30 protein-coding genes are annotated in these 26,176 nt (G+C 69.2%); 20 read left to right on the top strand and 10 right to left on the bottom strand.

Annotated elements, in window-relative coordinates:
* Positions 1 to 112 precede the first annotated feature (112 nt).
* Genes AABM41_02255 through AABM41_02215 form a run of 9 tightly spaced genes read left to right on the top strand, consistent with a single transcriptional unit; the run spans position 113 to position 8,456 of the window.
* Complete coding sequence (locus AABM41_02255) at positions 113 to 2,086, top strand: FAD-dependent oxidoreductase (GenBank protein ID MEK6191129.1); 1,974 nt, start codon at positions 113 to 115, stop codon at positions 2,084 to 2,086.
* Positions 2,083 to 2,826: a cytochrome b N-terminal domain-containing protein gene (locus AABM41_02250; protein ID MEK6191128.1), complete on the top strand. Its 744-nt coding sequence runs from the start codon at positions 2,083 to 2,085 to the stop codon at positions 2,824 to 2,826. The genes AABM41_02255 and AABM41_02250 overlap by 4 nt, the downstream gene beginning before the upstream one ends.
* Positions 2,827 to 2,840: 14 nt before the next feature.
* Entirely contained in the window at positions 2,841 to 3,461 is a 621-nt protein-coding gene (locus AABM41_02245; GenBank protein MEK6191127.1) for a menaquinol-cytochrome c reductase cytochrome b subunit, read from the top strand.
* A 10-nt stretch (positions 3,462 to 3,471) separates the two neighbouring features.
* A complete protein-coding gene (locus tag AABM41_02240; GenBank protein MEK6191126.1) occupies positions 3,472 to 4,092 on the top strand; it encodes a Rieske 2Fe-2S domain-containing protein in 621 nt (206 codons plus the stop codon).
* 10 nt (positions 4,093 to 4,102) lie between these two features.
* Entirely contained in the window at positions 4,103 to 5,167 is a 1,065-nt protein-coding gene (locus tag AABM41_02235) for a c-type cytochrome (GenBank protein MEK6191125.1), read from the top strand.
* The gene (locus tag AABM41_02230; GenBank protein MEK6191124.1) at positions 5,164 to 5,751 is read left to right on the top strand and encodes a hypothetical protein; all 588 of its coding nucleotides are present in this window, start codon (positions 5,164 to 5,166) and stop codon (positions 5,749 to 5,751) included. The genes AABM41_02235 and AABM41_02230 overlap by 4 nt, the downstream gene beginning before the upstream one ends.
* A gap of 58 nt (positions 5,752 to 5,809) precedes the next feature.
* Positions 5,810 to 6,112 carry a hypothetical protein gene (locus tag AABM41_02225; protein MEK6191123.1) on the top strand — a complete coding sequence of 101 codons (303 nt, stop codon included), beginning with the start codon at positions 5,810 to 5,812 and terminating at the stop codon, positions 6,110 to 6,112.
* A 10-nt stretch (positions 6,113 to 6,122) separates the two neighbouring features.
* Positions 6,123 to 7,583: a class II fructose-bisphosphate aldolase gene (locus AABM41_02220; GenBank protein MEK6191122.1), complete on the top strand. Its 1,461-nt coding sequence runs from the start codon at positions 6,123 to 6,125 to the stop codon at positions 7,581 to 7,583.
* A 27-nt stretch (positions 7,584 to 7,610) separates the two neighbouring features.
* Complete coding sequence (locus tag AABM41_02215; GenBank protein ID MEK6191121.1) at positions 7,611 to 8,456, top strand: adenylate/guanylate cyclase domain-containing protein; 846 nt, start codon at positions 7,611 to 7,613, stop codon at positions 8,454 to 8,456.
* Between the two features lie 56 nt (positions 8,457 to 8,512).
* Here the strand turns inward: AABM41_02215 and erpA are convergent, their stop codons facing one another.
* The gene (gene erpA / locus AABM41_02210) at positions 8,513 to 8,917 is read right to left on the bottom strand and encodes an iron-sulfur cluster insertion protein ErpA (GenBank protein MEK6191120.1); all 405 of its coding nucleotides are present in this window, start codon (positions 8,915 to 8,917) and stop codon (positions 8,513 to 8,515) included.
* Between the two features lie 115 nt (positions 8,918 to 9,032).
* Here erpA and AABM41_02205 point away from each other — a divergent pair, with 115 nt between their 5' ends.
* The 3 genes from AABM41_02205 to AABM41_02195 are packed head-to-tail and all read left to right on the top strand — an operon-like array spanning position 9,033 to position 12,800.
* Positions 9,033 to 10,235 carry a pyridoxal phosphate-dependent aminotransferase gene (locus tag AABM41_02205; GenBank protein MEK6191119.1) on the top strand — a complete coding sequence of 401 codons (1,203 nt, stop codon included), beginning with the start codon at positions 9,033 to 9,035 and terminating at the stop codon, positions 10,233 to 10,235.
* Positions 10,232 to 12,601, top strand: a complete 2,370-nt coding sequence (locus tag AABM41_02200; protein ID MEK6191118.1) for a transketolase — start codon at positions 10,232 to 10,234, stop codon at positions 12,599 to 12,601. The genes AABM41_02205 and AABM41_02200 overlap by 4 nt, the downstream gene beginning before the upstream one ends.
* Positions 12,594 to 12,800, top strand: coding sequence for a hypothetical protein (locus AABM41_02195; protein MEK6191117.1), 207 nt, complete (start codon positions 12,594 to 12,596; stop codon positions 12,798 to 12,800). The genes AABM41_02200 and AABM41_02195 overlap by 8 nt, the downstream gene beginning before the upstream one ends.
* Positions 12,801 to 12,816: 16 nt before the next feature.
* Here AABM41_02195 and AABM41_02190 read toward each other — a convergent pair whose 3' ends face one another.
* From AABM41_02190 to AABM41_02180, 3 genes are all read right to left on the bottom strand, one after another.
* The gene (locus tag AABM41_02190) at positions 12,817 to 13,326 is read right to left on the bottom strand and encodes a GAF domain-containing protein (GenBank protein MEK6191116.1); all 510 of its coding nucleotides are present in this window, start codon (positions 13,324 to 13,326) and stop codon (positions 12,817 to 12,819) included.
* A gap of 10 nt (positions 13,327 to 13,336) precedes the next feature.
* The gene (locus AABM41_02185; GenBank protein MEK6191115.1) at positions 13,337 to 13,711 is read right to left on the bottom strand and encodes a helix-turn-helix domain-containing protein; all 375 of its coding nucleotides are present in this window, start codon (positions 13,709 to 13,711) and stop codon (positions 13,337 to 13,339) included.
* Positions 13,712 to 13,775: 64 nt separating this feature from the next.
* A complete protein-coding gene (locus AABM41_02180; GenBank protein MEK6191114.1) occupies positions 13,776 to 14,240 on the bottom strand; it encodes a plastocyanin/azurin family copper-binding protein in 465 nt (154 codons plus the stop codon).
* Between the two features lie 128 nt (positions 14,241 to 14,368).
* Between AABM41_02180 and ccmA the strand changes: the two genes are divergently transcribed.
* The 8 genes from ccmA to AABM41_02140 are packed head-to-tail and all read left to right on the top strand — an operon-like array spanning position 14,369 to position 20,719.
* The gene (ccmA, locus tag AABM41_02175) at positions 14,369 to 15,151 is read left to right on the top strand and encodes a heme ABC exporter ATP-binding protein CcmA (protein ID MEK6191113.1); all 783 of its coding nucleotides are present in this window, start codon (positions 14,369 to 14,371) and stop codon (positions 15,149 to 15,151) included.
* The gene (locus tag AABM41_02170) at positions 15,148 to 15,837 is read left to right on the top strand and encodes a heme exporter protein CcmB (protein ID MEK6191112.1); all 690 of its coding nucleotides are present in this window, start codon (positions 15,148 to 15,150) and stop codon (positions 15,835 to 15,837) included. The genes ccmA and AABM41_02170 overlap by 4 nt, the downstream gene beginning before the upstream one ends.
* An 8-nt stretch (positions 15,838 to 15,845) precedes the next feature.
* Positions 15,846 to 16,565, top strand: a complete 720-nt coding sequence (gene ccsA / locus AABM41_02165; protein ID MEK6191111.1) for a cytochrome c biogenesis protein CcsA — start codon at positions 15,846 to 15,848, stop codon at positions 16,563 to 16,565.
* Entirely contained in the window at positions 16,562 to 16,747 is a 186-nt protein-coding gene (locus tag AABM41_02160; GenBank protein MEK6191110.1) for a hypothetical protein, read from the top strand. The genes ccsA and AABM41_02160 overlap by 4 nt, the downstream gene beginning before the upstream one ends.
* On the top strand, positions 16,744 to 17,181 hold the full coding sequence (locus AABM41_02155) for a cytochrome c maturation protein CcmE (GenBank protein MEK6191109.1): 438 nt from the start codon (positions 16,744 to 16,746) through the stop codon (positions 17,179 to 17,181). Before AABM41_02160 ends, AABM41_02155 begins: the two co-directional genes overlap by 4 nt.
* On the top strand, positions 17,181 to 19,151 hold the full coding sequence (locus AABM41_02150) for a cytochrome c-type biogenesis CcmF C-terminal domain-containing protein (GenBank protein ID MEK6191108.1): 1,971 nt from the start codon (positions 17,181 to 17,183) through the stop codon (positions 19,149 to 19,151). Before AABM41_02155 ends, AABM41_02150 begins: the two co-directional genes overlap by 1 nt.
* A 3-nt stretch (positions 19,152 to 19,154) precedes the next feature.
* Positions 19,155 to 19,682, top strand: a complete 528-nt coding sequence (locus AABM41_02145) for a redoxin family protein (protein MEK6191107.1) — start codon at positions 19,155 to 19,157, stop codon at positions 19,680 to 19,682.
* Positions 19,679 to 20,719: a tetratricopeptide repeat protein gene (locus AABM41_02140; GenBank protein MEK6191106.1), complete on the top strand. Its 1,041-nt coding sequence runs from the start codon at positions 19,679 to 19,681 to the stop codon at positions 20,717 to 20,719. Before AABM41_02145 ends, AABM41_02140 begins: the two co-directional genes overlap by 4 nt.
* Here the strand turns inward: AABM41_02140 and AABM41_02135 are convergent.
* From AABM41_02135 to pstC, 6 genes are all read right to left on the bottom strand, one after another.
* Entirely contained in the window at positions 20,716 to 21,798 is a 1,083-nt protein-coding gene (locus AABM41_02135; GenBank protein ID MEK6191105.1) for an ATP-binding protein, read from the bottom strand. The two genes, AABM41_02140 and AABM41_02135, sit on opposite strands and share 4 nt — an antisense overlap.
* Positions 21,795 to 22,478, bottom strand: a complete 684-nt coding sequence (locus tag AABM41_02130; GenBank protein ID MEK6191104.1) for a response regulator transcription factor — start codon at positions 22,476 to 22,478, stop codon at positions 21,795 to 21,797. The genes AABM41_02135 and AABM41_02130 overlap by 4 nt, the downstream gene beginning before the upstream one ends.
* A gap of 11 nt (positions 22,479 to 22,489) precedes the next feature.
* The gene (phoU, locus tag AABM41_02125; GenBank protein ID MEK6191103.1) at positions 22,490 to 23,308 is read right to left on the bottom strand and encodes a phosphate signaling complex protein PhoU; all 819 of its coding nucleotides are present in this window, start codon (positions 23,306 to 23,308) and stop codon (positions 22,490 to 22,492) included.
* The gene (gene pstB / locus AABM41_02120; protein MEK6191102.1) at positions 23,305 to 24,156 is read right to left on the bottom strand and encodes a phosphate ABC transporter ATP-binding protein PstB; all 852 of its coding nucleotides are present in this window, start codon (positions 24,154 to 24,156) and stop codon (positions 23,305 to 23,307) included. The genes phoU and pstB overlap by 4 nt, the downstream gene beginning before the upstream one ends.
* A gap of 61 nt (positions 24,157 to 24,217) precedes the next feature.
* Positions 24,218 to 25,162 carry a phosphate ABC transporter permease PstA gene (gene pstA, locus AABM41_02115; protein MEK6191101.1) on the bottom strand — a complete coding sequence of 315 codons (945 nt, stop codon included), beginning with the start codon at positions 25,160 to 25,162 and terminating at the stop codon, positions 24,218 to 24,220.
* Positions 25,162 to 26,106, bottom strand: coding sequence for a phosphate ABC transporter permease subunit PstC (pstC, locus tag AABM41_02110; protein MEK6191100.1), 945 nt, complete (start codon positions 26,104 to 26,106; stop codon positions 25,162 to 25,164). Before pstC ends, pstA begins: the two co-directional genes overlap by 1 nt.
* Between the last annotated feature and the right edge of the window lie 70 nt (positions 26,107 to 26,176).

Here is a 26,176-nt window from a genome sequence, read left to right as displayed (position 1 = left end):
GACGGGTAGCATCGAATCGCCGGTTTCCGCTTCCGGGGACCGGTCCGACGCCGGATTCCGCCGCTCAGTGCAGGGGGAGCCAAAGGGGACGCTGGATGAGCTCCGAACGCCCGTGACCTCTCAGGACGCGGTGCCCCTGCGCTTCCAGACCGCCGAAGTCGGCGTCGACTGGCTCCAGTGCAACATCGAGTGCCAGGAAGGCTGCCCGGTCAACACGAACTGCCGCGGCTACCTGATGTTGGCCGCTGAGGGCCGGTTCGAAGAGGGCTACATCCTGGCCCGCGACCCGAACCCGGTGGCCGCCATATGCGGCTACGTGTGCTCGGCGCCATGCGAGAAGGCCTGCCGGCGTGGCGACATCGACAAGCCACTCGCCATCCGGGCGATGAAGCGGTTCCTCGTCGACTGGCATTACGCCAACAACATGCCCGACGACATCCAGGTCGCGCCGTCGACCGGCAAGAGCGTTGCGGTCATCGGGGCCGGACCGGCCGGGCTCAGCGCGGCCAAGGAGCTCGCCGGTTGGGGGCACAAGGTCGATATCTACGACGCGTTGCCGTCCGGCGGCGGCACCTGCCTGATCGGCGTGCCGGCCTTCCGTCTGCCGCGCGACGTCATCGAGCTGGACGTCAACTGGGTGGCCAAGCACGGCGCCGAGTTCCACTACAACGTGGAGGTCGGCCGGGACGTCACCATGGACGAGCTGCGCGCCCGGCACGACGCGGTGGTGGTGGCCACCGGCTGCATGTACCCGGTCGCCATGAACGTCCCTGGCGAGGAGCTGGACGGGGTCATCTACGGCGTCGACTTCCTGAAGCGCGCCAACCTGGGCCAGGAGCAATGGGTCGGCCAGCACGTCGTGGTCATCGGTGGCGGCTACACGGCCATGGACTCGTCGCGGACCGCCCTTCGGATCGGGGCCAAGACCAGCACGGTGGTCTACCGCCGCGGTCCCGAGGAGATGGTCGTCGACGAGGAAGAGCAGCACGAGACGCGCTTCGAGGGGGTCCGCTTCGAGTACTTCGGAGCCCCGGTGGAGATCCTGGCCGATGAGCAGGGCCGGGTGAAGGGCGCGGTCTTCCAGCGCACCCGCCTGGGCGAGCCGGACGCCTCGGGCCGCCGCACCGCGGAGCCGATCCCCGGCAGCGAGTTCGTGATCCCGTGCGACATGGTCATCCCGTGCACGAGCCAGTCACCCGACAACAACGTCCTGGGCGAGTACGGCTCTCCCCTTAACCGCCACATCGGGGTGACCGATACCCGCGAGGTGGTGAAAGGCGGCTCGATTTCGTCGTGGGGCCGCGAGCCGCTCAACGGCACCACCCCGGTCGGGCCCGACGGTCGTAAGCTCAACGCGCTCTCATTCGAGCTGATGCGCGGCAAGATCGTGACCGACCGCAACACGTTCGCCTCCAACGTGGACGGGGTCTTCGCGGTGGGGGACTACGTGACCGGACCAGCCACCATCATCGAGGCCGCCGGCCTGGGTCGCACCTGCGCCCGTGCCGTCGACCGCTGGCTGTCAGGCGTCCGGGACGCGGAGCTGGCCGAGCTGCCCATCATCAACCGGGCCACGATCACCCAGGCCCTGGACCACGACATGCCGCGCTTCTATGAGGCCATCCCGCGCCAGCACATCCCCATGGCCCCGCCCGAGATGCGCCGCGACTTTAGCGGGCTGGTCGAGATCGGCTACGACACGCGGGGCGCGGTCGCCGAAGGGGCCCGCTGCCTCCAGTGCAACCACAACATCAGCATCGATGGACCCCGCTGTATCCTGTGTGGGCTCTGCGCCGACGTCTGTCCCGAAGGCGTCATCTACATGGTCGACAAGGCGACGGTGGGCGGTGACGACCCCGAGGTCGACCTCTTCCAGTCGTGGCCGCGGGGCATCGCAATGGTCATCGACGAGGAGCGCTGCATCCGATGCAACCTGTGTGTGGAGCGGTGCCCGACCAACTGCATCACGATGGACCGCCTCGAGCTCGAGCGGTTCACCCCTGATGGCAAAGTGTTGCTAGAGAGCTACAAGGACAACGTGCTGGGGCAGGTTGGCCAGCAGGCGGGAATGGTGGTCGAACGGTGACCCGCAAGCCGCCCGGTCAGGACTGGCTGCCCATCCGGCTGATCAAGGAGTCCAACTTCTGGCGCTCCCTGATCCGTCAGCCGTACCCCACCACCAGCCGGACGCGCGCCCTGGCGGTCATGAACAACGTGTTCCTGCACCTGCACCCGGTGCGGGTCAAGCGCCACGCCGTGCGCTACACGTACACGTTCTGCCTCGGCGGGGTCAGCTTCTTCCTGTTCCTGGTCCTGACTGTGACCGGTCTGTACCTGATGTTCTTCTACATACCCTCCGTCGACCGCGCCTACCAGGACATCATCGCCATCGAGAACAGCGTGGCCTTCGGCTCCCTGGTGCGGAACATGCACCGCTGGGGTGCGCACCTGATGGTGCTCACCGTGTTCCTGCACATGATGCGGGTCTTCTACCACGGGGCCTACAAGCCGCCCCGCGAATGGAACTGGGCGGTCGGGACGTTCCTCCTGTTCTGCACGCTGTGGCTCAGCTTCACCGGGTACCTCCTGCCGTGGGACCAGATTGCCTTCTGGGCCGTGAATGTCGGCAGCTCGATGGCGGCCTACGCTCCGGCGGTCCCGACCGAGTCTGCCTTCATCATCTTCGCCGGGATCGACATCGGTTCGGAAACCCTGATCCGGTTCTACGTCTATCACGTCATCGCGTTCCCGCTCATCACCGCCATCTTCCTGATGATCCACTTCTGGCGGATTCGGAAAGACGGCGGCATCAGCGGACCGGTATGAGGCTGGATTGACCGATGACCATCGAGAAGCGTCCCAACGCGACGGCCGATAAGAACGCGCCCACCCAGGCGCCGGTGCCGACGACCCCGCCCGCGGTTCCGGGGACCGGTCCCAAACTCCCGGGGCCGCCCGGTGCCCCGGGCACTGAGCGTTTCCGGCTGCTGGCCTACGTCCGCCAGGAGTCGATGGTCCGGGTCGACAAGCGCCCTGACGAGACGGTTCTGACCTGGCCCCACCTGCTGCGGGCCGAGTTCCTGATGGCGTGCCTCATCACCGCCCTGCTGCTGGTCATGTCGTTCTTTGTCATGGCCCCGCTGGAAGAGCAGGCCAACGTGAACGTCACGCCCCACGTGGCCAAGGCGCCGTGGTACTTCCTCGGCCTCCAGGAGCTCCTGTCCTATTTCAACGTCACGATTTCCGGGCTGTTCATCCCGCCCGTCTATTTCATCGGTCTGGCTCTGATCGCCTACGTGGACCGCTCGCCGTATCGGGCGGCTCGGGATCGCAAGGTGGCCTGGATCTTCTTCCTGTGCATCATGTTCTTCGGCATCGGGGTCACGCTCATCGGCTCGTTCTTCCGCGGCCCGGGCTGGAACTGGGTCTGGCCGTGGGAGGGGATCTTCTTCACCCTATGAGGCCCGCGCCGTGACCACCCAACCGTCGGGCTGGGGGGAGCAGCCCGGTCCGCCGGTCCGCGAGATCAGCCGCCGAGGGTTCTTGCGCCGGGCGGTAGGGGTCGGCGTCGGCCTGCTTACCCTCCAGTTCCTGGGCGGCACAATCCTGTTCCTGTGGCCCAACATCAAGGGTGGCCTCGGAGACCCGAACCTCGCCCTGGGAACGGCGGCGGACATCGCGGGGCAGCAGCCGGAGTGGGTGCGCGGCCTGCCTTTCATCTACAACAAGGCTCGGCTGTTCGTCGTCAACGTCCCCGCTGCAAAGGCCCGCGTCGACGGCACCGGGGAGGAGTTCGACGACCCTGGAGACGAGATCGTGGCCCTGTACCGCAAGTGCCCGCACCTGGGCTGCAACGTCCCCCAGCTGTGCGACCGCAGCATGTGGTTCGAGTGCCTGTGCCACGGATCGAAGTACACGGTCCTGGGCGAGAAGCGCGCGGGACCCGCGCCCCGCGGCATGGACCGGTTCGCCCACCGAATCGAGGAGGGCGTGTACATCGTGGACACCTCGGTGAGGATCGACGGTCCGCCCATCGGCACCGAGACGTTCGACAACCGCAGGAACGAGGACATCCCGCATTGCGCCGGGTAGGTGTGCGCCGATGCGGATGAAGGCGCTCGGCGTGGCGCTGATGGTCGGTTTCGCGGCATTCACCACCTTCTACTGGATAACCGACGCCCCGCGGCGCGGGGAGTTCGAGGTCGTCGACACCGAGGAGCTGCCGGACTTCGGGCTGCTGGTCTTCCTACCCGACGACACGTACACCATCGAAGTGGATGTCATCGATGCCGGGTTCTCCCAGGCTGAGGTTGCCCTCACGGAAATCTCGGTATTCGTGAACACAACCATCAGCTTCAAGAACCTGACCGGCGCCGAGCTCACCGTGAGCGGGACGGGGACGCGGCCGTTCGAGGTTGTCATCGAGGACACCAGGACATCGCCGGTCAAGTTCGACGAGGATGGGGAGACCACCGTCGCCGCCCAGGGCGTGGAAAGCACCCTGCTCGTCACCGCGGGCCCCCCGCATCTCACGCCATATGGCGCCAACTGCGCGCGCTGCCATGGTGTCGACGGCACGGGTGGGATCGGGCCGAACCTGCACTCCCTGAGCCTGGCCAACAAATGGCTTCAGACCGGCGGCCGGCAGGGCCTGAACAACTATGTGCAGTGGGTCATCACCCTGGGCGGGATCGTGCGATCGGGGGACATCAACAGCCTCATGCCGGCCTGGGGCCAAGAGTACGGCGGGTCGCTGACTCGCCAGCAGATCGAAGCCCTGACGGCGATGATCGGCGAATGGGCGGAGGAGACGCTCGCCAACCCGCCTGAGGAGGTCCCGGATACGGCCGAGGCCGGCGCGCAGGTGTTCGAGGATGCCGGGTGCTTCGGCTGCCACGGGCGCAATCTCGAGGGAGGAATCGGGCCAAACCTCCAGACCATCGGCAGCCAGCTGGTGACCGACCTCCCAGTCCCGGTGTCCGGCCTTGGTCAGATGCAGGCCGACTACGACGCCGACATGCGGACGTTCCTGGAGAAATGGATCCGCGATTCGGCGGCCAATTACAACGACGACGCTGATACCGGGATGCCGCCGTTCCCGGAGAGTGACCTCACTGCAGACCAGCTGCAGGCCCTGATCACGTTCCTGCTGGACCAGACCCAATGACGACTTACGCGCTGCCCAGGCGTCGCGGCCTGTTTGCTCGCCTGCTGGGCGAGGCCGATGACTTCACGAACTGGCTCCTGTTCGGGTCCGAGACATGGCTCATCGCCACCATGAAGGGTGTGCCGATGTTCCTGTTCGTGTACTGGCTGTTCACCTACGTCCCGAACTCGGTCTTCTACGCCGTCACCCAGTTCATCCCATTCCTCCAGTTCTCGGCGAACGTGGGTTACATCGTCGCCAACGGTGTGGCTTGGACCAACGTCGTGCTGGTCGTCATCCTGGCCGCCATGACGCAGGCGTCCCGCGGACGGCACGGCCCGGGCTGGACCTTGGTGCGACTGTTCGTGCTCGCCAACTACGTGGCGGTGGTACTGCTCTTGATCCCGTACCTGGTGTTCAACGTCGCCGGCGGCGCCTTCATCACCACCACCGGGCCTCAGTTCCCCCTCATCGCGCTCGGCCTGGGCGCGATCACCGCCGGCGGAGGCGCAACCGGCCTCGCCTACCTGTACTACGAGTTCCGGCGCATCAGCCGCCGCGAGGCGAAGGCCGCGGCCGAGGCTTCCGTTCGCGCGGCCGGCTGACACCGGCCCATCGCGCCTGAATCGGCTGCTCGTCGTCCACGTCGGCTGGTCAGCCGCGGTGCTGGCCGGGGTGGGGCTCCTCGTCCTACGCGAAGCCGCGACGCCCTGTCCGCCCGGGGGCCTGTTGGCCCTCGACTGTGGCGGGATCCAGCGCGTGGCGCTGGCCGTGGCGCCCCTGGCCGCCGTCCTGTACGTGGCACTGCTGAGCGCGGTGGTGGCGTGGTCCAGTCGGCTGGCGCGGCGCCCCAATCCGGACCCCACCGGCGGCCGCGACTGGTACGTCCTGGTGGCGGTCATCGGCGTGCCCATCGCGGCCCTGCTGGCCTTCAACATCCTGGCCGGCCTGGGATGGCTGGGCTAGCATGCAGGCCATGACCGCGGCCTCCCTCGATGAGCTGCGGGCGGAACTGGCGCCGGCCGCGATCATCGGATCCGACGGACTGGTGGTCACCGATCCGGCTGCGTTTCGGGGTCCGCTCACCGACCGGCTGGTCCGCCACGCGGTCTTCCACGCCGACCCGGCCTTCCGCGACGCCCAGCGCTGGGTGATCTGGGCCGCCAGCCAGGCGCTTGGCTGTGGATCGGCCTCCATCCAGGAGCTATACGCCGCGCGTGGTCGCGGCGAGATCGCGCCCACGGCCTTCACCGTCCCCGCCATCAACGTCCGAGCCGCCGCATACCTGACGGCCCGCTCTGTGTTCGCGGTCGCTCGCCTACGCGAGGTGGGGGCGCTCGTGTTCGAGATCGCCAAGAGCGAGATGGCGTATAGCGACCAGCGCCCCGACGAGTACACCGCGGTCATCCTGGCCGCCGGCCTGCGCGAGGGGTGGGTAGGCCCGATCTTCCTGCAGGGCGACCACTTCCAGTTCAACGCCACCCGCTGGCGGGTGGACCCCGACATCGAGCTGACCGGCCTCCGCGACCTCACCCGCGAGGCGGTGGGCGCGGGGTTCCTGAATGTCGACATCGACGCCAGCACGCTGGTCGACCTCGACCTTGCCACCATCCCCGAGCAGCAGCGCGTGAACGCCGAGCGCACGGCCGACCTCACTCGCCTGGTGCGCTCAATCCAGCCGCCCGGGGTGACGATCTCCATCGGCGGTGAGATCGGCGAGGTGGGGAAGGTGAACTCGAACGAGGCCGAGCTGCGCGCCTACCTGGCCGAGTACCGCGCCGCCCTGGGTGACGAGGCGGATCGGCACACGGGTATCTCGAAGGTGAGCATCCAGACCGGGACCTCGCACGGTGGGATGGCGCTTCCGGACGGCAGCATCGCCCCGGTGGCGCTCGACTTCGACACGCTGGGACGCCTCTCGACCGTGGCTCGCGAGGAGTTCGGGCTGGCCGGCTGCGTCCAGCACGGCGCCAGCACCCTTCCCGAGGAAGCGTTCGGGCATTTCCCGGCCGCGGGGTGCGCCGAGATCCACCTCGCCACCGGCTTCCAGAACATCCTGTACGACGGAGGCGGGCTGCCCGCTGACCTGAAGGCCGAGATGATGGCCTGGTGCCTCGCCAACTGCGCCGATGAACGCCGCCCCGGCGAGACCGATGAGCAGTTCTTGTACAAGACCCGCAAAAAGGCGCTGGGCCCCTTCAAGGCCGCGCTGTGGTCGATCGGACCGGAGGCCGAGGCCACGATCGGGGAGAACCTCCGCGCCCGGCTGGGCCTCCTGTTCGAGCGCCTCGGCGTCGATGGCACCCGCCAGCTGGTGGACCGGCATGTCCGTCCACCGGGATTGCCCAGGCCGATCCCGGTCGCATTGGGGGGCCGTCCCCGCCGGTCGATCGAGGCCGGCGCCAGCGCATTCGAAGACGACGGCTCCGGCGAGTAACCCGAAAGGAGAACCCGGGTGGCCCACATGCAACGCAAATCCCTCGACCTGCCCGACGAGACGCGGATGCTCCCCAACGGGCGGACCGATATCTGGAACCTGGGCGACTTCGTGGTCGGCCTAATGACGTTAGAACCCGGCTGGCAGTGGTCGAAGGACGTCAAGCCGATTGCCCAGACCGAATGGTGCGAGTACCACCACCTGGGCCTGGTGATGGAAGGGAAGCTCCACTACATCACTCCCGACGGGTTGGAGATGGAGGTCGGGCCAGGGATGCTGTATGAGGTCCTGCCCGGCCACGACGCCTGGGTGGTGGGCGACGAGCCGGTGATCCAGTACGACTTCGCGGGCATGCGCACCTTCGCCCTGCCGGCAGCCGCTCGGAGCGAGCGCACCCTGGCCACGCTGGTGTGCACCGACATCGTGGACTCCACCGCGACCGCCGAGCGGGTGGGCCCCGCGTCCTGGGCCACCATGCTGGCCAGCCTGAACGCCGAGAGCCGGCGCCAGATCGACAAGTTCCGGGGCAAGCTGGCCACGACGACGGGGGATGGGATCATCGCCATGTTCGACGGTGCCGAACGGGCCATCCGGTGTGCTGCCGCGATCCGCGACGCTGCGGCAGACCTCGGCTTTGGTCTGCGCATCGGTGTGCACACCGGGGAGATCGAGCTGATCCCCGACAACGTCCGGGGCGTGGCGGTACATGTGCTTAGCCGGGTGACCGCCTTGGCGGCTGCCGGGGAGGTGCTCGTATCGGGCACGACCTACGAGCTGGTGGCGGATTCCGAGCTGCGGTTCGAAGGCCGCGGGCTGCATGAGCTGAAGGGCGTCACGGGCGCCCGACAGATCTGGGCGCTGGTCAGCGGATAGAGGACGACCCCGGTGGCGGGACCGGGGTCGTGGGGGGTAGTCGAAAACGGAAGCGCCTAGTGGCAGCCCCCGGCCTTGGCCGGCGAGCCATCGGTGTTGAACGACGAGCCGCAGGAGCAGCTGCTCACCGCGTTCGGGTTGTTGATGGCGAAGCCGGATCCCATCAGCGAGTCGACGTAGTCGATCTCGGCGCCGTCCACGTACTGGGCGCTGTAGGCATCGATCACGATCGGGACTCCGCCGTGGAGCTCCACCCGGTCGTCATCGGCCCGGGAGTCGTCAAAGGCCAGCCCATAGCTGAACCCTGAACAGCCGCCGCTCTTCACGAACAGGCGCAGCGCGGCCTCCGCTTTGCCCTCGCGGGCCCTGAGCTCGGTGACCTTGGCGGCAGCCGCATCGGTAAGGCTGACGAGCAGTTCGGTGGTGGAGGTGACCTGAGGGGTCGTCTCGGAGAGCGTCATGGGTGATGGGTTCTCCCGGCGCAGATTGGAATCGCTTCGCAAAGTATAGCAAGCGGCGCCAGCCGCCCCGCAATGGCCCATTCGGTCGGGCCGGCCCATCGGTACACTTGGGTGCGTGAAGCTGGCTGAGCGGATGTCCCGCATCGGGACCGAGACCGCGTTCGAGGCCGCCGCCCGCGCGCGAGCGCTGGAGGCAACCGGGCGGAGCGTGATTCATCTCGAGATCGGTGAGCCGGACTTCGATACCCCGCGCCACATCAAGGCCGCGGCTGTGCGCGGCCTGCTGGACGAGGGGATGACCCATTACACCGCAGCCGAGGGCATCGCCCCGCTCCGGGAGGCGATTGCGGACGACGTCAGGCGCTGGAAGGGGATCGAGGCCACGCCCGACCAGGTGATCGTGACCCCCGGCGCCAAGCCGATCATGTTCTACGCCATGCTGGCCGTGGTCGACGAAGGCGACGAGGTCATCTACCCCAACCCCGGCTTCCCGATTTACGAGAGCATGGCCGAGTACGTGGGCGGAGTGGCGGTGGCGGCGCCCCTGCGCGAGGAACGCGAGTTCCGGATGGACGTCGAGGAGGTGGCCAGCCTGGTCACCCCGCGGACCCGTCTATTGGTTATCAACAGCCCGCACAACCCGACCGGCTCGGTGATGACCTCCGATGACGTGCGGGCGGTGGCCGACATCGCCAATCGGCACGACCTGGTGGTCCTGGCCGATGAGATCTACGGCCGGCTCCAGTACGAGGGCGAGCCGCTGTCGATCGCCACCCTGCCCGGCATGGCGGAGCGAACGATCACCCTGGACGGGTTCTCCAAGACGTTCGCCATGACCGGCTGGCGGCTCGGATACGGGATCGTGCCCGCCTGGCTGGCGCCGACCTTCAGCCGGCTGGTGATCAACTCGGTCAGCTGCACCAACGCCTTCGCCCAGGCCGGGGCGATCGCGGCCCTGACCGGACCCCAGGACGCCGCCGACGCCATGCGCGAAGAATTCATCGCCCGGCGGACCCTGATGGTTGACGGACTGAACGCCGTCCCCGGCGTCAGCTGCGTCATGCCGCACGGCGCGTTCTACGTCTTTCCCAACCTCGGCTCGTTCGGTCGCTCGAGCACCGATATCGCGACCCACCTGTTGTATGACGCGGGCGTCTGCGGGCTGGCGGGGACGGCCTTCGGCCGTCATGGGGAGGGATTTCTCCGCTTCAGCTACGCCAATAGCCGGGACAACATCCTCGAAGCCGTGGACCGCATCGGCGACTCCCTGGGGCGCCTGGAGCGGACCGGCGACCTCGTCACGTCCAGCGCCGGATGACCGCCGTCCAGCCGGCCGGCACGGATCGCCTGCTGGCCGAGTCCGAGAGCCAGTTCCCGAATTGGGAGCTGCTGCGCGAGGTCATCGACGAGTGCATCGACCTGTCGTTGAACTATCGCCAGAGCGGCCACCCCGGCGGCTCACGCTCCAAGGTCCACCTGCTGGTGGCGCTGATGCTGTCCGGCGCCATGCGCTGGGACCTCCGCCGCCCCTGGCTACCGTTCGCGGACCGGTTCGTGCTGGCGGCGGGGCACACGGTGCCGCTCATCTACGCCACCCTGGCCGTGCTCAACGAGACCCTCCGCGCCCGCCACGAGCGTGACCCGCGACCGGAGTTCGCGTTCCCCGATGACGGGCGCTGGGCGCTGACCTGGGAGGACCTGCTCCTGCTGCGCCGTCGGGGCGGCCTGCCCGGGCACGCCGAGATGGAGGGGAAGACCCTATTCCTGAAGTGGAACACCGGTCCGTCGGGCCATGGGTCACCGCCGTCGGCCGGCGAGGCGGTGGCGCTCAAGCTTGCAGGCTGCGAGGAGGTCAAGGTCTTCGTGGTCGAGGGTGAGGGTGGATTGACCCCCGGCGCGAGCCACGAGACGCGCAACTCGGCATGGGGGCTCGGCCTGAACAACCTGGTGTACCTGGTCGACTGGAACGACTACGGGATCGACGATCCGGCCATCTCGTCCGTTGTGCCCGGCACCCCCCAGAGCTGGTTCGAGGCCTACCACTGGCGAGTGGCCGGGACCATGGACGGGTCGGAATGGGGGCCGGTGACGCGGGTCGTGCTGGAGGCGGCCCGCGGCGACAACCCGGACCGCGTGCCGTCGGTGGCCTGGATCCGTACCCGGAAGGGCCGCGGCTACGGAAAGTACGACAACAAGAGCCATGGCACGCCCTGGCCCATGAACGCCCCCGAGTTCTGGGCCGTGCGCCACGAGTTCATGGAGCGCCACGGGGTGACCTACGCCGGCGTCGACGAGCCCGCGCCCGCCGATGTGGACGAGCGAACCGCGCAGGCGCGCCACAACCTGGAGCTGGCGATCTCGGTCCTGCGCCGCCACACCGAGGTCGTGGACGCCGTCAGCGATCGGTTGGTGGAGGTGGCGGATCTGGTGCCGGATCAGCTCCCCGGCTTCAACCTGGGTGGGCGCGGAGCTGAGATCTTCGACGATCCACGCTTCACCGACGTCGCCGCCTATCCCGCCGCGATGTGGAAAGCGCCCGGCGAGAAGGTTGCCAACCGGGCCGCCCTCGGATCCTGGGGAGCCTGGGTCAACTCGATCGCCAAGGCCGAGTACGACCGCCCGCTGTTCATCGCCTGCTCGGCGGACCTCGCGGAGTCGACGAACATCGCCGGCTTCGCCAAGGGCTGGGAGGATCTCCCTGGCTGGGGCTGGTACCAACGGGATTCCAACCTCCGCGGCGCGCTGCTGCCCCAGCAGATCACCGAGTTCACGAACGCCGGGGTGACGGTCGGGCTGGCCTCCGTCAACTTGGCTGATGACCCGATGACGGCCTTCAATGGCTTTTGGGGCGCATGCTCCACGTACGGGTCGTTCTCGTACCTCAAGTACGGGCCCATGCGGCTCTTTTCACAGCTCGCCCAGGACTGCCAGCTCAAGGTGGGCAAGGTGATCTGGGTGGCCGGCCACTCGGGCCCCGAGACCGCCGAGGACTCGCGGACCCACTTCGGCATCTTCGAAACGGGGGTCACGCAGCTGTTCCCCGAGGGGCATGTCATCGACCTCCACCCGTGGGAGCACAACGAAGTGCCGGTGGTGCTGGCTGCGGCGCTGGCCCAGCCGGTCCCCATCGTGGCACTCCACCTGACCCGCCCCGCGGTCGAGATCCCCGACCGCGCCGCGCTGGGCATGGCCTCGCACTTCGAAGCGGCTCGCGGCGCGTACCTCGTCCGGGATGCGGACCCAGACCGCCCGCGCGCCGGCACGGTCTACGTCCAGGGCACTGCCACCACGGCCAACGTGATCAAGGTCCTGCCCGAGATCGACCGGCTCAACCTCAACGTGCGGATCGTGGCCTGCATCAGCCCCCAACTGTTCCGTCTCCAGGATGCGGCGTACCGCGATCAGATCTGCTCCGAGGCCGATCGTCTCGACGGCATGGCCATCACCAACCGCGCCTACAAGCTCCTGCACGATTGGGTGACGGGGCCGATCGGGGAGACGTATTCCCTGTCCTCCGACTGGGACAACCGCTGGCGGACCGGCGGCACGGTCGAGGAGGTCATCGACGAGGCGCACCTGGGGCCCGGGCACATCATCGACGGCATCACTCGCTATGCGAACGAGCGCCCGCAGCGTCATGCTCGACTCCAGAAGCTGACCGCCGGCCTGGATGGCGATGCCTGAGCTGAAGCCACACGTCTACGAGCACCAGCCGCCGCGGCGGCCGCCGCGCCTGCCGCGCCGGCTCACGCCACCGCCCGAGCACCCGTCGCCGCCCAGTCTGAAAGTCTTTGCCTGGGTCGGCCTGGCGCTGGGGATCGTCGTGGTCGTCCTGGCCCTGCCGTACCTGGTCGCCTACCTCATGGCCCTGGGCGGGCTCTGAGCCCGGCCAGCATCGGTCAGGCGGGCTGCTCGTCCTGGCGCGGGCGCAGCGCCGCCAACAGGGCCGCCACCTCCTCCAGGAAGCGTGCATCCGGCGGGCCGAAGGCTGCCGGATCGGAGCTGTCGATGTCGATTTCGCCCACGACCTTTCCCTCGTGGTGGATGGGCACCACGATCTCCGATCGGGTGGTCGTGAAGCAGGCCAGGTAGCGCGGATCGAGGTTGACGTCGTCGATGATCTCGGTCTGGCCCGAGGCCGCCGCCGCACCGCAGATTCCGGTTCCGATCGGGATGCGGGTGTGCTCGGTCGCCTCGGGGCCGGTCCACGGACCAAGGACCAGCTCCGCCCCCGACGAGTCGACCCAGTAGATGCCGACCCAGTCGTAGCTGGGGAAGCGCTCGTACAGGATCTCGACCGCCCGTTGGCCTGCTTCGGCGGGCCCGTCCGCTGCGGCGATCGTGTCCCGGACCAATGCCAGGGCGTCGATATGCTCGCCGGGCGCCGTCTCGGCGACCGGATGGCTCATGCCGCTCGGCTCAGGCGAGGGTGGCCCATCGGTCCGCCCAGCGGTCGATGGGGGCCAGGGCCTCATGCAGATCGCGGCCTTTGGGGGTCAGGGAGTACTCCACCCAGGGCGGGACAGAGGACACCACGCGGCGCGAGATGAGGCCTTCGTCTTCGAGGAGCTTGAGCCGCTGCGACAGGGTGGCCGAGTTGGCGCCGCCCAGCGCGTCCTGCAGCTCACAGAAGCGCTGGGTCCGTTCGCCGAGGGCGTGAATGATGCGCAGGACCCACTTCTGACCGAGCACGGTCAGAGCGGCGGTGGCGGCGGACTCCCCGCGGCTTGCCAGGGCGCGGCGTTCCGCGCGACCGTGAGGCGCGGGGAGCGGCGCGTGCAGGCCAGCGTCCATGAGGCGCCGAACGGTAGCACCGCCCCCCGGCAGAATCAAACTCGCCGGACGGCCCGTAGCCGGGTTACTGGACCGTGATGGTGAGGTTCATGGTCGAGTGGATCTTGCAGGTCACCTGGTAGACCCCGGGCGTGTCGAACGTGAATTCGAACGTCCCGCCGTCCGCCAGCGGCTCGTCGAAGAGGGCGTCTGCTGCCGCCACGCCGTTCTCCCCGTTCGTCACGGTATGGCCGACACTGTCGTTGTTGACGAACGTCACGGTCGAGCCGGCGGAAATCGTGAAGTCGCCGCCGAACGAGTTACCGGAGATGGTGACGGTGGTATCTCCGCCAACGGCCGGCTCGGACGGGCTTGCAGCAGTACTGGCCGCGGCGCTCTCGGCCGGGGGCTCGGCGCTCGCAGCGGCGCTCTCGGCCGTGCTCGAGGCACTGGCTGACGGGCTGCATGCGGCCAAGGCGAGCACGGCGATGGCGACCCAGGTCGCCCCGGGCAGATGTCGGGACCCCGGAACGGAGCGTGAACTGAACATGAGGTGCCGGTCTCCTGCTGTGGTTTGTATTGGTTTGGGAACCAATTCTGGCATGGAACGAGGAATTTGACGCACTGGGGGGCAGGCCGCACACTGCCGAGACCCGCCCCTCCGCCCACTGGACGAGCATGCCGCCGACCACGATTCACGTTCGCCCGACGGGGGTCCCTGACGAGACCACACCGGCGGTAGAAACGCATGACCTGGCCCGTCTCTTTCGCCGCAGTCCGGCCCTGGCCGGCGTCACGCTGCGGGTGGAGGCCGGCCGCGCCGTCACCGTCCTGGGACCCAACGGCGCCGGCAAGACGACCCTGCTGCGCATCCTGGCCACCGCACTCCGGCCCTCGTTCGGGATGGCCGCCGTGGACGGCATCGACGTTGCCCAACGGCCCGAGGAGATCCGCCCCCGGGTGGCGTTCCTGCCCCATGCCACGGGCTTGTATGACGATCTCACCGCAGCCGAGAACCTCCGATTCGCCGCCCAGCTGATGGGGCTCCCCGGGCCCGACCGCGCGGGCCGGGTGGGCGCCGCGCTCGAGCGAGTGGGCCTGACACGCGACCGCGACACCCGCGTCACAGCCTTCTCGGCCGGCATGCGCCGTCGACTGGCGCTGGGGCGTCTTTTGCTGGGCCACCCGCGCCTCGTCCTGCTGGATGAGCCGTACGCGGCCCTCGATGCCCCGGGGATGGCCCTGGTGGACGAGCTCCTGGACGAGTGGCGGGCGGCAGGTGCCACCGTCCTGGTCGCAACCCACGCGGACGAGCGCCTGGCCGCTCGCGTGGACGGCTGGCTGCGCCTGGTGGATGGGCTGCTGGTGGAGGTCGGGGGCGAGGGCGCCAGTGGCGAAGTCATGACGGGTGGCGCTCTGCAGCCATGGAGCGGGGCGCTGCCGGAGGGATCTCGTCCGTGAGCGCGGTAGCTCGTCACCTGGCCGTCGCGCGGGCGATAGCCGCCAAGGATCTGCGCGCCGAGCTCCGCGGTCGCCAGGCGGTGACCTCCACCCTGTTCTTGGCCGCCTTGACCTTGCTCATCTTCGGCTTTGCGCTCGGCCCCGACCACGCCCGCCTGGCGGCCGCCGGTCCGGGGCTCCTATGGCTGGCCGTGATCCTGAGCGGGGTGCTGGCCGTGGGCCGGCTGCATCAGCTGGAGATGGAGGATGGCGCGTTCGAGCTGCTGGCCTTGTACCCGGTCCCCCGGGCTGCCGTCTACCTGGGCAAGGCGCTGGGCGGCCTGGCGGCCATGCTGGCCCTGGGCGCCCTGGTGCTGCCGCTGACGGTCATCCTGTATGCGCTCGACGTGGCTTCGTCACTTCCCGGGCTGGTGCTGGTCATCGGCCTCGGAGCGCTGGGGTTCGCGGCCATCGGGACCCTGTATGCGGGGCTGACGGTCCGCCTGCGCGCCCGCGAGGTGCTGCTGCCGCTCCTCCTCCTTCCGGTCGTCGCCCCGCTCCTGTTGGCCGCGGTCAGCGCCACCGCCAGCCTGCTGGCCGGGGACCCCCTTGGGGAGCTGAGCGCCTGGTTGCAGCTCCTGATCGGTTACGACCTGGCCATGCTCCTGGCGGGCGGCCTGACGTACGGCCTGGCGCTCGAGGAGTAAGGCGACCGGTGGCCACGCGGGTACTGGGGATCGGCGCGCTGGTGGCCGTGGCGGGGGCAACCGCGTTCGCCCTGTTTGGCGTGCCGGCCGACCTGAACCAGGGCGAGGCGCAGCGAATCATGTACATCCATGTCGCGTCGGCCTGGCTGGCGTACCTGTCCTTCGGGGTCACGGCCGCGGCATCGGTCTGGTGGCTCGTCCGACGGGATCCGCGCGCTGACGCGGCTGCCCTGGCCGGGGCCGCGGTCGGCGTCCTGTTCACGGCGGCCACCATCTGGGCCGGCATGATGTGGGGCCGCCCTGTCTGGGGCACCTTCTGGCAGTGGGAGGACCCGCGGCTCACGACGACCGCCCTGCTGCTGGCCCTGTACGTGGGCTACCTGCTGATTCGGCGGCTGACCGATGAGCCGGCCCGGCGCGCCACGCGGGCTGCGGTGGTGGGCATCGTCGCCGCCATCGACATCCCCATCGTCCATTTCAGCGTGGTGTGGTGGCGCGGCCTGCACCAGGGCCCGACGTTCATGTCGCCCGACACGATCCTCAATCCACCTGCGCCGGGGCAGTTCGTGGCCGCGCTGCTGCTTATGCTCGGGGCGTTCAGCCTGGCATGGCTGTGGCTGATGGTGAACCGATATCGGCTGGCGCGACTGGACTGGGAAGGCGAGGAATCTGCGCGCCGCGGTCGACTGCCCGGCCTGGCGGCCGCCGTCCCGGCGCCCCGCCCATGATCGACCTCGGCGCGATTGGCGACCTGGCCTTCGTTGTCGCCGCATACGGGGTGATCCTGGGTGGCACCGGGTTATACGCCGTCACCCTGGCCCGTCGGTTGCAAGGCGCACGCCAGACCAGTTCCACCCCGGCATCGGATCAGCCACGCCCGTCCGACCCCCCGATCGACCGCCGGGCATGAGCGTCTCCACCCCGCTCCCGCCCCCCATCCGGCGCCGCGGATGGGGCCCGTGGCTGGTGGGCGCTGGGGTGGCGGCGATCATCGGCTGGCTGGCGTTCAGCGGGGTGGGCAACGCGCTCGTCTACTACCTGACCCCGACCGAGCTGGCAGCCCGCGGGGAGGCGGCCATCGGTCAGTCCGTTCGCCTGGGTGGCCTGGTGCTGCCGGATAGCGTCTCCGGGTCCGCCACTGACCTGACCTTCGTGCTGACCGACGGCGAGACCGAGATCACCGTTCACTCGAGCGTGGCGCCCACGAGCTCGTTCCGCGAGGGCGCGGGGGCGGTGGTGGAGGGAGTCCTGAGTCCCGATGGCGTGTTCGAGGCCGAAGAGGTCCTGGTCAAGCACGATGAGAATTACGTGGCCCCCACCCAGGGCCAGCTGCCGGCGCGCTGATGCTGGCCGGTATCGGTCACGGGGCGGTCGTCATCGGCCTGACGGTCAGCCTGTTCGCCGCCGCCGCCTCGGTCCTCGCCGCGCGCAGCGGCGACATCGGTCTGGCGACCGCCGGACGGCGGGCGGTGTATGTCACGTGCGGCCTTTCAGCGATTGCCTGCGGGGTCATGGTGGTGGCGCTGCTGGGGCACGACTTCTCGATCCTGTACGTGGCCCGCAACAACGCCACCACCACCCCGCCGTTCTACTCGTTCATCTCGCTGTGGGCCGCCCTGGAGGGCAGCATCCTGTTCTGGACCCTCCTCCTCACCGGCTGGTCCAGCCTGCTGCTGTACCGATACCGATCCGCCCACCCCGCCCTGATGCCCTGGGCCGCGGCCGGCCTGGCGGTCGTGGCCGCCTTCTTCTTCGCCGTCATGACCTGGGCTGGTGACCCGTTCGTCTCGGTCACCCCGGTCTCGGCCGAGGGCAACGGGCCCAACGCGCTGCTCCAGAACCACCCCTTCATGGGCCTGCATCCGCCGCTCCTGTACCTGGGCTACACGGGGCTGGCGATCCCGTTCGCGCTGACCGTCGCGGCACTGGTCACGCGGCGGCTGGACGCGCAGTGGCTGACCCTGGTCAGGCGCTGGACGCTGGTGCCGTGGATCTTTCTGACGGCCGGCATCGTGGCCGGGGCGTGGTGGAGCTACGAGGTCCTGGGATGGGGCGGCTACTGGGCCTGGGACCCGGTCGAGAACGCGGCCCTCCTGCCGTGGCTGACGGCCACCGCCTTCATCCACTCGGCCATGGTCGCCGAACGAGGTCGCTCCCTCCGGACGTGGACCGTGATCCTGGTCACCACCACGTTCGTGCTGACCCTGCTGGGCACGTTCTTGACGCGATCGGGCGTCATCGAATCGGTCCACTCGTTCACCCAGTCCGCGATCGGGGCCTGGTTCCTGGCCGGCGTCCTCGCGGCGCTGATGGTCGGCGCTGGGCTCGTCGTATGGCGCGTCGGGGACCTGGCGGGGACTGGCCCCCCTCCGGCGCTGGTGAGCCGCGAGTCGGCGTTCCTGCTCAACAACCTGCTGTTCGCGGGGCTGGCGTTCGCGGTCCTGTTTGGGACCCTCTATCCGCTGGTGGCCGAAGCGCTGAGCGGGGAGCGGCTCAGCGTCGGGGCGCCGTGGTTCGACCGGGTCAGTGCCCCATTCTTCGCCGCGCTCCTGTTCCTGGCCGGCGTTGGGCCGGCGCTTCCCTGGGGCGCGGCCAGCTGGCGCACGCTGCGGGATCGGTTCGTGATCCCGGCCCTGGTAGGACTGGCGTTCACTACCCTCGGGGCGGTAGCCGGTCTGCGGGGAGCGGCGGCCTTGCTGACGCTGGGGCTGGCCGGGTTCTCCGGGGCCGCCCTGCTGCGCGAGGTGGTTCGGGCCGCCCGCGGTCGCGGCCGGTCGAGTGGGGAGGGCTGGATCCGCGCCGCCTGGGGCGTGGCCACCCGCAACCGGCGTCGGTACGGTGGCTACCTGGCCCACCTGGGCGTACTGGTGGCGGCAGTCGCCGTCGCCGTCAGCGCCTCCGGGTCGATCCAGGCCACCGCAGTGCTGACCCCCGGGCAGTCGGCGAGCCTGGCCGGTTACACGGTGACCCATCGGCAGCTGGTCCGTGAGCCCCTGGCCGCCGATCCCCGGGTGTTCGAGACGCGAGCCGAGTTGGACGTCAGCGGACCACAGGCGGGCATGGTCCGGCCAGCCCTGCGCGACTATCCGAATTCGGTGGCGGCCATCGCCACCCCGACCGTGATGACGTCGGTCGGGGAGGACTTCTACCTGACCCTGTTGGCGTACGACCCCGACACCGGGGCGGTGACTCTGCGCCTGTTCGTCAACCCGCTCGTGGCCTGGATATGGGTCGGCGGGGCGGTGGTGGTGCTGGGCGCCGGCTTCGCGATCTGGCCGGGCCGCCGGGCGGCGGCGACGAGGACGGGGTCCTGACCGATGCGCGCCGCGCGCTGGCTGCTCGTCCCGCTGCTCGCCATCCCGCTGGGCTGGGTCCTGTTCACCGGCCTGGGACGCGATCCGGCCGAGATTCCGTCGCCGCTGATCGGGAAGCCGATGCCGTCCTTCGTGCTGACGACACTCGACGGCCAGTCGCTCAGCGCCGACGATCTGGTCGGTCGTCCGGCGGTCCTCAACTTCTGGGCCAGCTGGTGCATCCCGGCCTGCGTGGACGAGCATCCGGTGTTGATGGACCTGGGCGCTCGGGACCCGGATCAGGTCCAGCTGGTGGGGATCCTGTACGACGACACGCCGCAGGACGCGCTCGAATTCCTGGTCCGCTACGGCGACGGCGGCTGGCCGCAGCTCGACGACCCGTCGGGATCGGTGGCGCTGGCCTTCGGCGTGCTCGGCCCGCCGGAGACCTTCTTCGTCGACGCCGATGGCATCGTCCGGGCCAAGCATTACGGCCCGTTGACCGAGGCCACCATGGCCCGCAATCTGGCGCTCATCGGGGTGGCTCCATGAGTCGTCTGTCCCGGGTATCCCGTTCGGCTTGGGCGGTGCTGGCGCTGGTGGCGGTGGCCGCGCTGCTGGCTGCGGTCATCGCCCTCCGGCCGTCACAGGCCCCAACCGTCGAGGAGCAGGCCCAGGCCGTCGCTGCGGAGCTGCGCTGCCCCGACTGCGCCGGGCTGTCGGCGGCCGACTCCCCGACCCAGGCCGCGGCCGAGATCCGGCGCCAGGTCGACGAGATGCTGGCAGCCGGCCTGAGCCCGGAGCAGGTCAAGGCCTCGTTCGTCGCCCGCTACGGGGACTGGATCCTGCTCACCCCGCCCGGTGCGGCCCCGTGGCTGGTCCCGCTGGCGGCCACTGCGCTGGGAGCGGCCATCCTTGCCTGGTGGCTCCTGCGGCCGTCGGCGGTGTCCGATCCCCGGCTGGCCGAAGCCAGTCCTCCGGCGCACGATCCTGGTCTGTCCGGGCCCGTCGCCCGTCGCCTGGCGGTTGGGGTGGCCGTGGCCCTGACAGCGGTGTTGGGCATCGGCTTCCTCCTGCCCGAACCGTTCAGCCTCGCCGCCGAGACGGTGGTCAACCAGCCGTTGGCCGAGGTCCAGGCGGCCGAGTCCGCGCGCCAGGCCGAGATCGAGCGCCTGCTGACGATCATTGCCGCCGACCCTTCCGACGTGGCGTCCCTGTCGGACCTGGCCGACGCGTACCTGGCGGGCAGCTCGGGTCAGGATCTTCAGCGAGCGGCGTTCACCCTGCTGGCCGTCATCGGTCTGGATCCGGGCGACACCAATCCGTACGTTCGGCTCATCACCGCCTACATCCGCGCCTCGGACTGGACTAATGCCGCGGCCGCGACCGATTCCCTCGCCGAGCTGGCCCCCGACTCCCCCGACGTGCCGTTCTTCCGGGGTCTGATCGCGTGGCGCGGGTACGGCGACGCTGCGACCGCCATCGAGGCCTTCGACGCATTCCTGGAGATCGCCCCGGACGACCCGCGGGTCCCGATGATTCGCGCGCTGCGGCAGCAGGCGGCAGCGAGCCTCGAGGAGGTTCGCTAGCCCTCGGCCCGGGGAACCTCGATCCAGAACGTGGAGCCGACCCCTTCCTCGCTCTCGACGCCCACGGCCCCGCCGTGGGCTTCAGCGATATGTCGCACGATGGCCAGGCCCAGCCCGGCACTCGCCCCACCCAGGTCGCGCGGGCCCTTCTCGCCATCGCGGTCGCGGCGGGCGCGGGCACGGTCGACCTTGTAGAACCGCTCGAAGATCCGCTCGCGGTGCGCGAGCGAGATGCCCACCCCGTCATCGGCGACCCAAAAGCGGACGCGGTCATCGAGCGGGTCCCAGCCCAAGCGCACCTCGCCGCCGCGATGGCTGTACTTGACCGCGTTGTGGGTGAGGTTGAGGAGTGCCTGCGCGAGCCGAGCCGAGTCGGCGGCGACCCGGACCCGGCCGGGGTCTGATTGGCCCGTGGGCCGTTCCACCAGACGCACGGCGACCTCGCGTCGGGCTGCGATGGGGCCAATCCGTTCCGCCACGTCGGCCAGGACCCGCGCCGGCGCCACCGGCTCGATGACGAGGACAGTCTCCCCGGATTCGATCATCGACAGGTCCAGCAGCTCGTCGACGAGCTGGGCGAGGTGGTCGACCTCACGCTGGATCTGGACCGCAAACTCACGGCTCGTGTCCACCTCCGCGACCGCGCCGTCGGCAAGGGTCTCGGCCAGCAGCTTGATCGAGGCCAGCGGCGTGCGCAGCTCATGGCTGATGTTGGCCACCACGTCGCGGCGGGCCTGCGCCGCCCGCCGAGCCGCGGTCACTTCGTGCAGCCACAGCAGCAGGCCCCCCGAGGGAAGCGGCACTGCCTCGGCCTCGAACTGGCGACTGGCCATCCGGCCCATGGCCGCCTCGCCGGAGCGGGGTTCGCCTGCCGCGATCGCCGCCCGGGCCAGCTCGTCGAGGGAGGCCGACCCGAAGGCGGCGATCAGGCTCAGGCCGCCCAGCTCCTCGCGTGAACGCGCCGCCAGGCTGGCCGCCTCCGCCGATGCCTGCCGGATGCGGAGGTCGGCATCGACCACGACGAGAGCATCGTCGCCCCCGCGGGCGAGGATCGCGGTCAGCGTCTCGGGGTCGTTCACGGACGCGGCCGGAAGGCGTATCCCACCCCGCGCACGGTCCGGAAGTAGTCATGACCGTCCATGGCGCGCAGCTTGGTTCGGAGCCAGCTGACGTGGACGTCCACCGTTCGATCGGTCCCGTCGTAGTCAAAGCCCCAGATCCGAGCCAGCAGCTGATGGCGGGTGAAGATCCGGCCCGGGTGCGCCGCGAGGTGGGCAAGCAGGTCGAACTCCTTGGCAGTCAGGGTCAGCGCCTGTTCGCCCAACCTGACCTCGCGGTGCCCGATGTCGATCCGGATCGCGCCCGAGGTGACCACCTCACCACTTCCGTTCGTGCCACTCAGGGCCCGCCCCTCGCGACGCAGCACGGCTTCGACACGGGCCAGCAGCTCCGGCCGGCTGAACGGCTTGGGGACGTAATCGTCGGCTCCCACCTTGAGTCCGACCACCCGGTCGACCTCGTCGCGCTTGGCCGACAGGATGATGACCGGGGTCTCGATGCCCTCCCGGCGCAGGGTGCGCAGGACCTCCAACCCGCTCATCCCGGGCAGCATCAGGTCCAGCAGGATGAGGTCGTGTCGCCGGTCGCGCCCGGCGGCCAGGGCCTGCTCGCCGTCGACCGCGCTGGCCACGTCATACCCTTCACGAGTGAGGTTGAACGTCAGCGCCTGGCGCAGCGTGCGGTCGTCCTCGACGACCAGGATCCGTCGCTTCAGTTCAAGTCCTCGATCTGGCCGGTGGCCAGGTACACGACGTCCTCGCCGATGTTGGTGACCCGATCGCCCAATCGCTCCAGGTGGTGGGCGATGAAGAGCATGTGGGTCGCCTGCGGCACACGGCTGGGGTCGGCCTGCATGACCTCGATGGCGGAGCGGTAGACCGCGTCGTACAGCCGATCCAGCTCGTCGTCGTTGGCGCACACCGCTCGCGCGTCGGCTTCGCTGACGTCGACCAGCGCCCGCATCGCCGCGTGCAGCTGGGAGCGGCACAGCCGTTCCATGAGCGGGATCTGGCTGAACATCGGGATCTCCGGCTCGGATGCGAGCTGCTGGGCGAGCTTGGCGATGTTCACCGCGTAGTCGCCCATGCGCTCGAGCTCCGCCGCGGCGTGGTAGAGGGCCAGCAGCTCTCGGAGGTCACGGGCCATGGGCTGTTGGGTCGCGAGTGTCACGGCGATCGCATTGCTGACCCGGCGCTGGAGGTCGTTGACCTCAGCGTCGTCCCATCGGACGTGGTCGGCCAGCTCGGAGTCACGATCGGTGAGGGCGCGCGCGGACCGCTCCAGCGCCACCTCGACCAGCGCCCCCAGGCGCAGGACGTCGTCCTTGATCGTACGCACTTCGCTGTCGAGCGTCGCGCGCGGCGCCCGCGTCGCCGGCGCATCGCCTGACGCTGCGCCCGGGTTGTCGCCGTTGGGTCCCGATGCGGCCGTCGCCGCGACCGACGGACCAACCGGCGTCGGCGGCGCAGTTTCAGCTTTGCCGGTGCCTTTTGCCGGATCGGGCGCCATGGGCTCGTCGGGGCCGCTCATCCGAACCGCCCCGTGATGTACTGCTCGGTCAGTGGGTTGGCTGGCTGGGTGAACAGTCTCTCGGTGGGCGCCATCTCGACCAGGTATCCGGCGCGATCCTCACCCATGGTCAGAAAGGCCGTCGTGTCCGACACCCGAGCCGCCTGCTGCATGTTGTGGGTCACGATCACGATGGTGTAGTTCTCCCGTAGCTCGCGCATGAGCTCCTCGATCCTCAGGGTGGCGATGGGGTCCAGCGCCGAGCACGGCTCGTCCATGAGGATGACGTCCGGCTCGACCGCGATCGCGCGCGCGATGCACAGTCGTTGCTGCTGCCCCCCCGACAGGGACGTCCCGGGCGACCCGAGCTTCTCGCGGACCTCGTCCCACAGGGCGGCGCGACGGAGAGACTCCTCGACCAGGGCCTTCATGTCGCCTTTGTATCCAGCCACCCGCGGACCGAACGCCACGTTGTCGTAGATCGACTTCGGGAACGGATTCGGCTTCTGGAACACCATCCCGATTCGGCGCCGGACCTCCACCGGGTCGACGCCGGGGTCATACAAGTTCACACCGTGATAGAGCACCTCGCCGCTGACCCGAGCTGACGGCACAAGGTCGTTCATCCGGTTGAAGCTGCGCAGGAGCGTGCTCTTGCCACATCCCGACGGACCGATGATCGCGGTGATCTGGTTCCGCTCTACCGAGAAGCTGATCTCACGGACGGCGCGGAATGATCCGTAGTAGGCGGAGAAGTCCCGCAGTTCGAACACCGGCTCCAACCCGACGTCCGGAGCGGTGCTGGTCGAGCTGAAAATGTTGACCGCACCTTTCTCGCGCGGCGCCACGCCGACCGTCTGCTCGGTCATTGCCCCGTCTCCAGGGTCGTTTGGCTTTCGAATCCAGGGTGCCAGCTTGATGGACATCCGCTCACCAGCGCCTATCGTACCGATTGCGGAGCAGCACAGCCGCGGCGTTGACGGTCAGGATCACGACCAGCAGGACGATGATCGCCGCGGCGGTCAGGGCCCGGAACTCGTCCTTCACCTCACGCGACCATGCAAAAACGATCGTCGGCAGTGCGGTGAACGGCCCTTCCAGCGACTCGAGGATTGAACCCGGAGCCGTACGGAACACGCCGGTGATGGCTCCCACCATGATCAGCGGCGCCGTCTCGCCGAAGGCTCGCGCCAGCGTCAGGACGGTGCCGGTCAGGATCCCGGGCAGGGCATACGGCAGCACATGGCTGGTCACGACCTCTGAACGGGTGGCGCCCACCCCGAACGCCGCTTCGCGGATGGTCAACGGCACGGCGCGCAGCGCTTCGGCGGTGGTGATGACCACGATGGGCAGGACGAGGATGGCGAGGGTCAGGCCTCCGGCCAGCAGACTGCGCCCGGCCCCGAGGGCGGTGACGAAGACGGCCAGGCCCAGCAGCCCATAGACGATGGCGGGCACCCCGGCCAGGTTTCGAATGTTCGTGTTCACGAAGCGCGCAAAGGCATTGTCGCCCGCGTACTCCTCGAGGTAGATGGCGGCCAGGATCCCGATGGGCAAGGCCAGGACCACCACGAAGATCGTGAGCACGATCGAGCCGAAGAGGCCCTGTGCCACGCCCGCCTGGGTTGGGCGCGCGCTGAGCGGGGTGGTGAGGATATCGAAGCCCCGTTCGGCGAACACCGGCAGGGCGCGACCGAATACGTCTGCCAGCAGGACGAACAGGATCGCGAGCGAGGTGAGAAGCGTGAGCAACAGCAACGTCGCGGCCACCATGCCCGCCCAGTCCCGACGCCCGGCTCGGAGTGCGGCCTCAACCGCCGCGCTGGTCGGGCTGGGGGCGCGGACCGCCTGGGGAGCCCGGATCGCCCCGGCCACTAATAGCGCTCCCGAACTCGTCGGACGAAGGCCTCGCTGATGAAGTTCAGGACCAAGGTGACGCCGAACAGCAGCAGGCCAACGAAGAACAGGCTGGGAAATGCCAAAGTGGCGCCTCGCACCTGGTCCGATCCGGTCGCCAACGAGGTCATGGCCGCGGTCATGGTCATGCCCGGGTCGAACGGGTTGAGGGTGAATAACGACCCGCCGGTGGCCCCTGCCGCGATGGCCACGATCATGGTTTCCCCAATGGCTCGCGACATGCCCAGGATGAGGGCGGCCACGATCCCCGACACCGCGGCCGGGACGACGACCCGCAGGCTGGTCGCCAGCCGGCGAGCGCCGAGGCCGTAGGAGGCCTCCCGCAGGGCGTTGGGAACTGCATGCAGGGCGTCCTCGGCCACCGAGGCGATGAGGGGCGTGATCAGGATGCCAACCGCGATCCCGGCGGCAGCCAGGTTGAAGATCGAGACGTCCGGATTGATGCGGCCCACGACCTGGGTGCTGATCACCGTCAAGGCGAAATAGCCCAGTACTACCGAGGGGATTGCGGCCAGCACCTCGAGGATGGGCTTGAGGATCTTGCGGCTGCGACTGGAGGCGTACTCCGACAGGTAGATGGCGGCCCCCAGGCCGAGCGGCGTAGCGATCACCATGGCGACGGCGCTGACAACCAGGGTTCCGGCCACGATGGTGGGAATCGAGAACATGTCGCGTCGGGGGAACCAGCCATCCGCGAGCAGCGCCCCCGGTTCCACGTCCCGGAGGAACGCGATCGCGTTCCCGACCAGCGACACCACGATGAGGGTGCTGATCAGGATCGACGTCGCGGCGGCGGCCGTGATCGCGGTTCGGACCACACCCTCGCGAAAGCGGCGCCGGGCACCGATGCGCAGGTCCAGGACGCGAAGTGGGACTGGTGGAGGGGAGGAGATGGCCGTCATGGTGGGGCGTTCACTCTACGCAACGAGGTCCTGGTATGAAAAGGGCCGAGCGCCCGGAGGCGCCCGGCCC

The sequence above is a fragment of the Chloroflexota bacterium genome, from assembly GCA_038040195.1.
Taxonomy (GTDB): Bacteria; Chloroflexota; Limnocylindria; order QHBO01; family QHBO01; genus DASTEQ01.
Note: the sequence above shows the minus strand (reverse complement) of the source record. Positions and strands in the feature narration are given on the sequence as shown.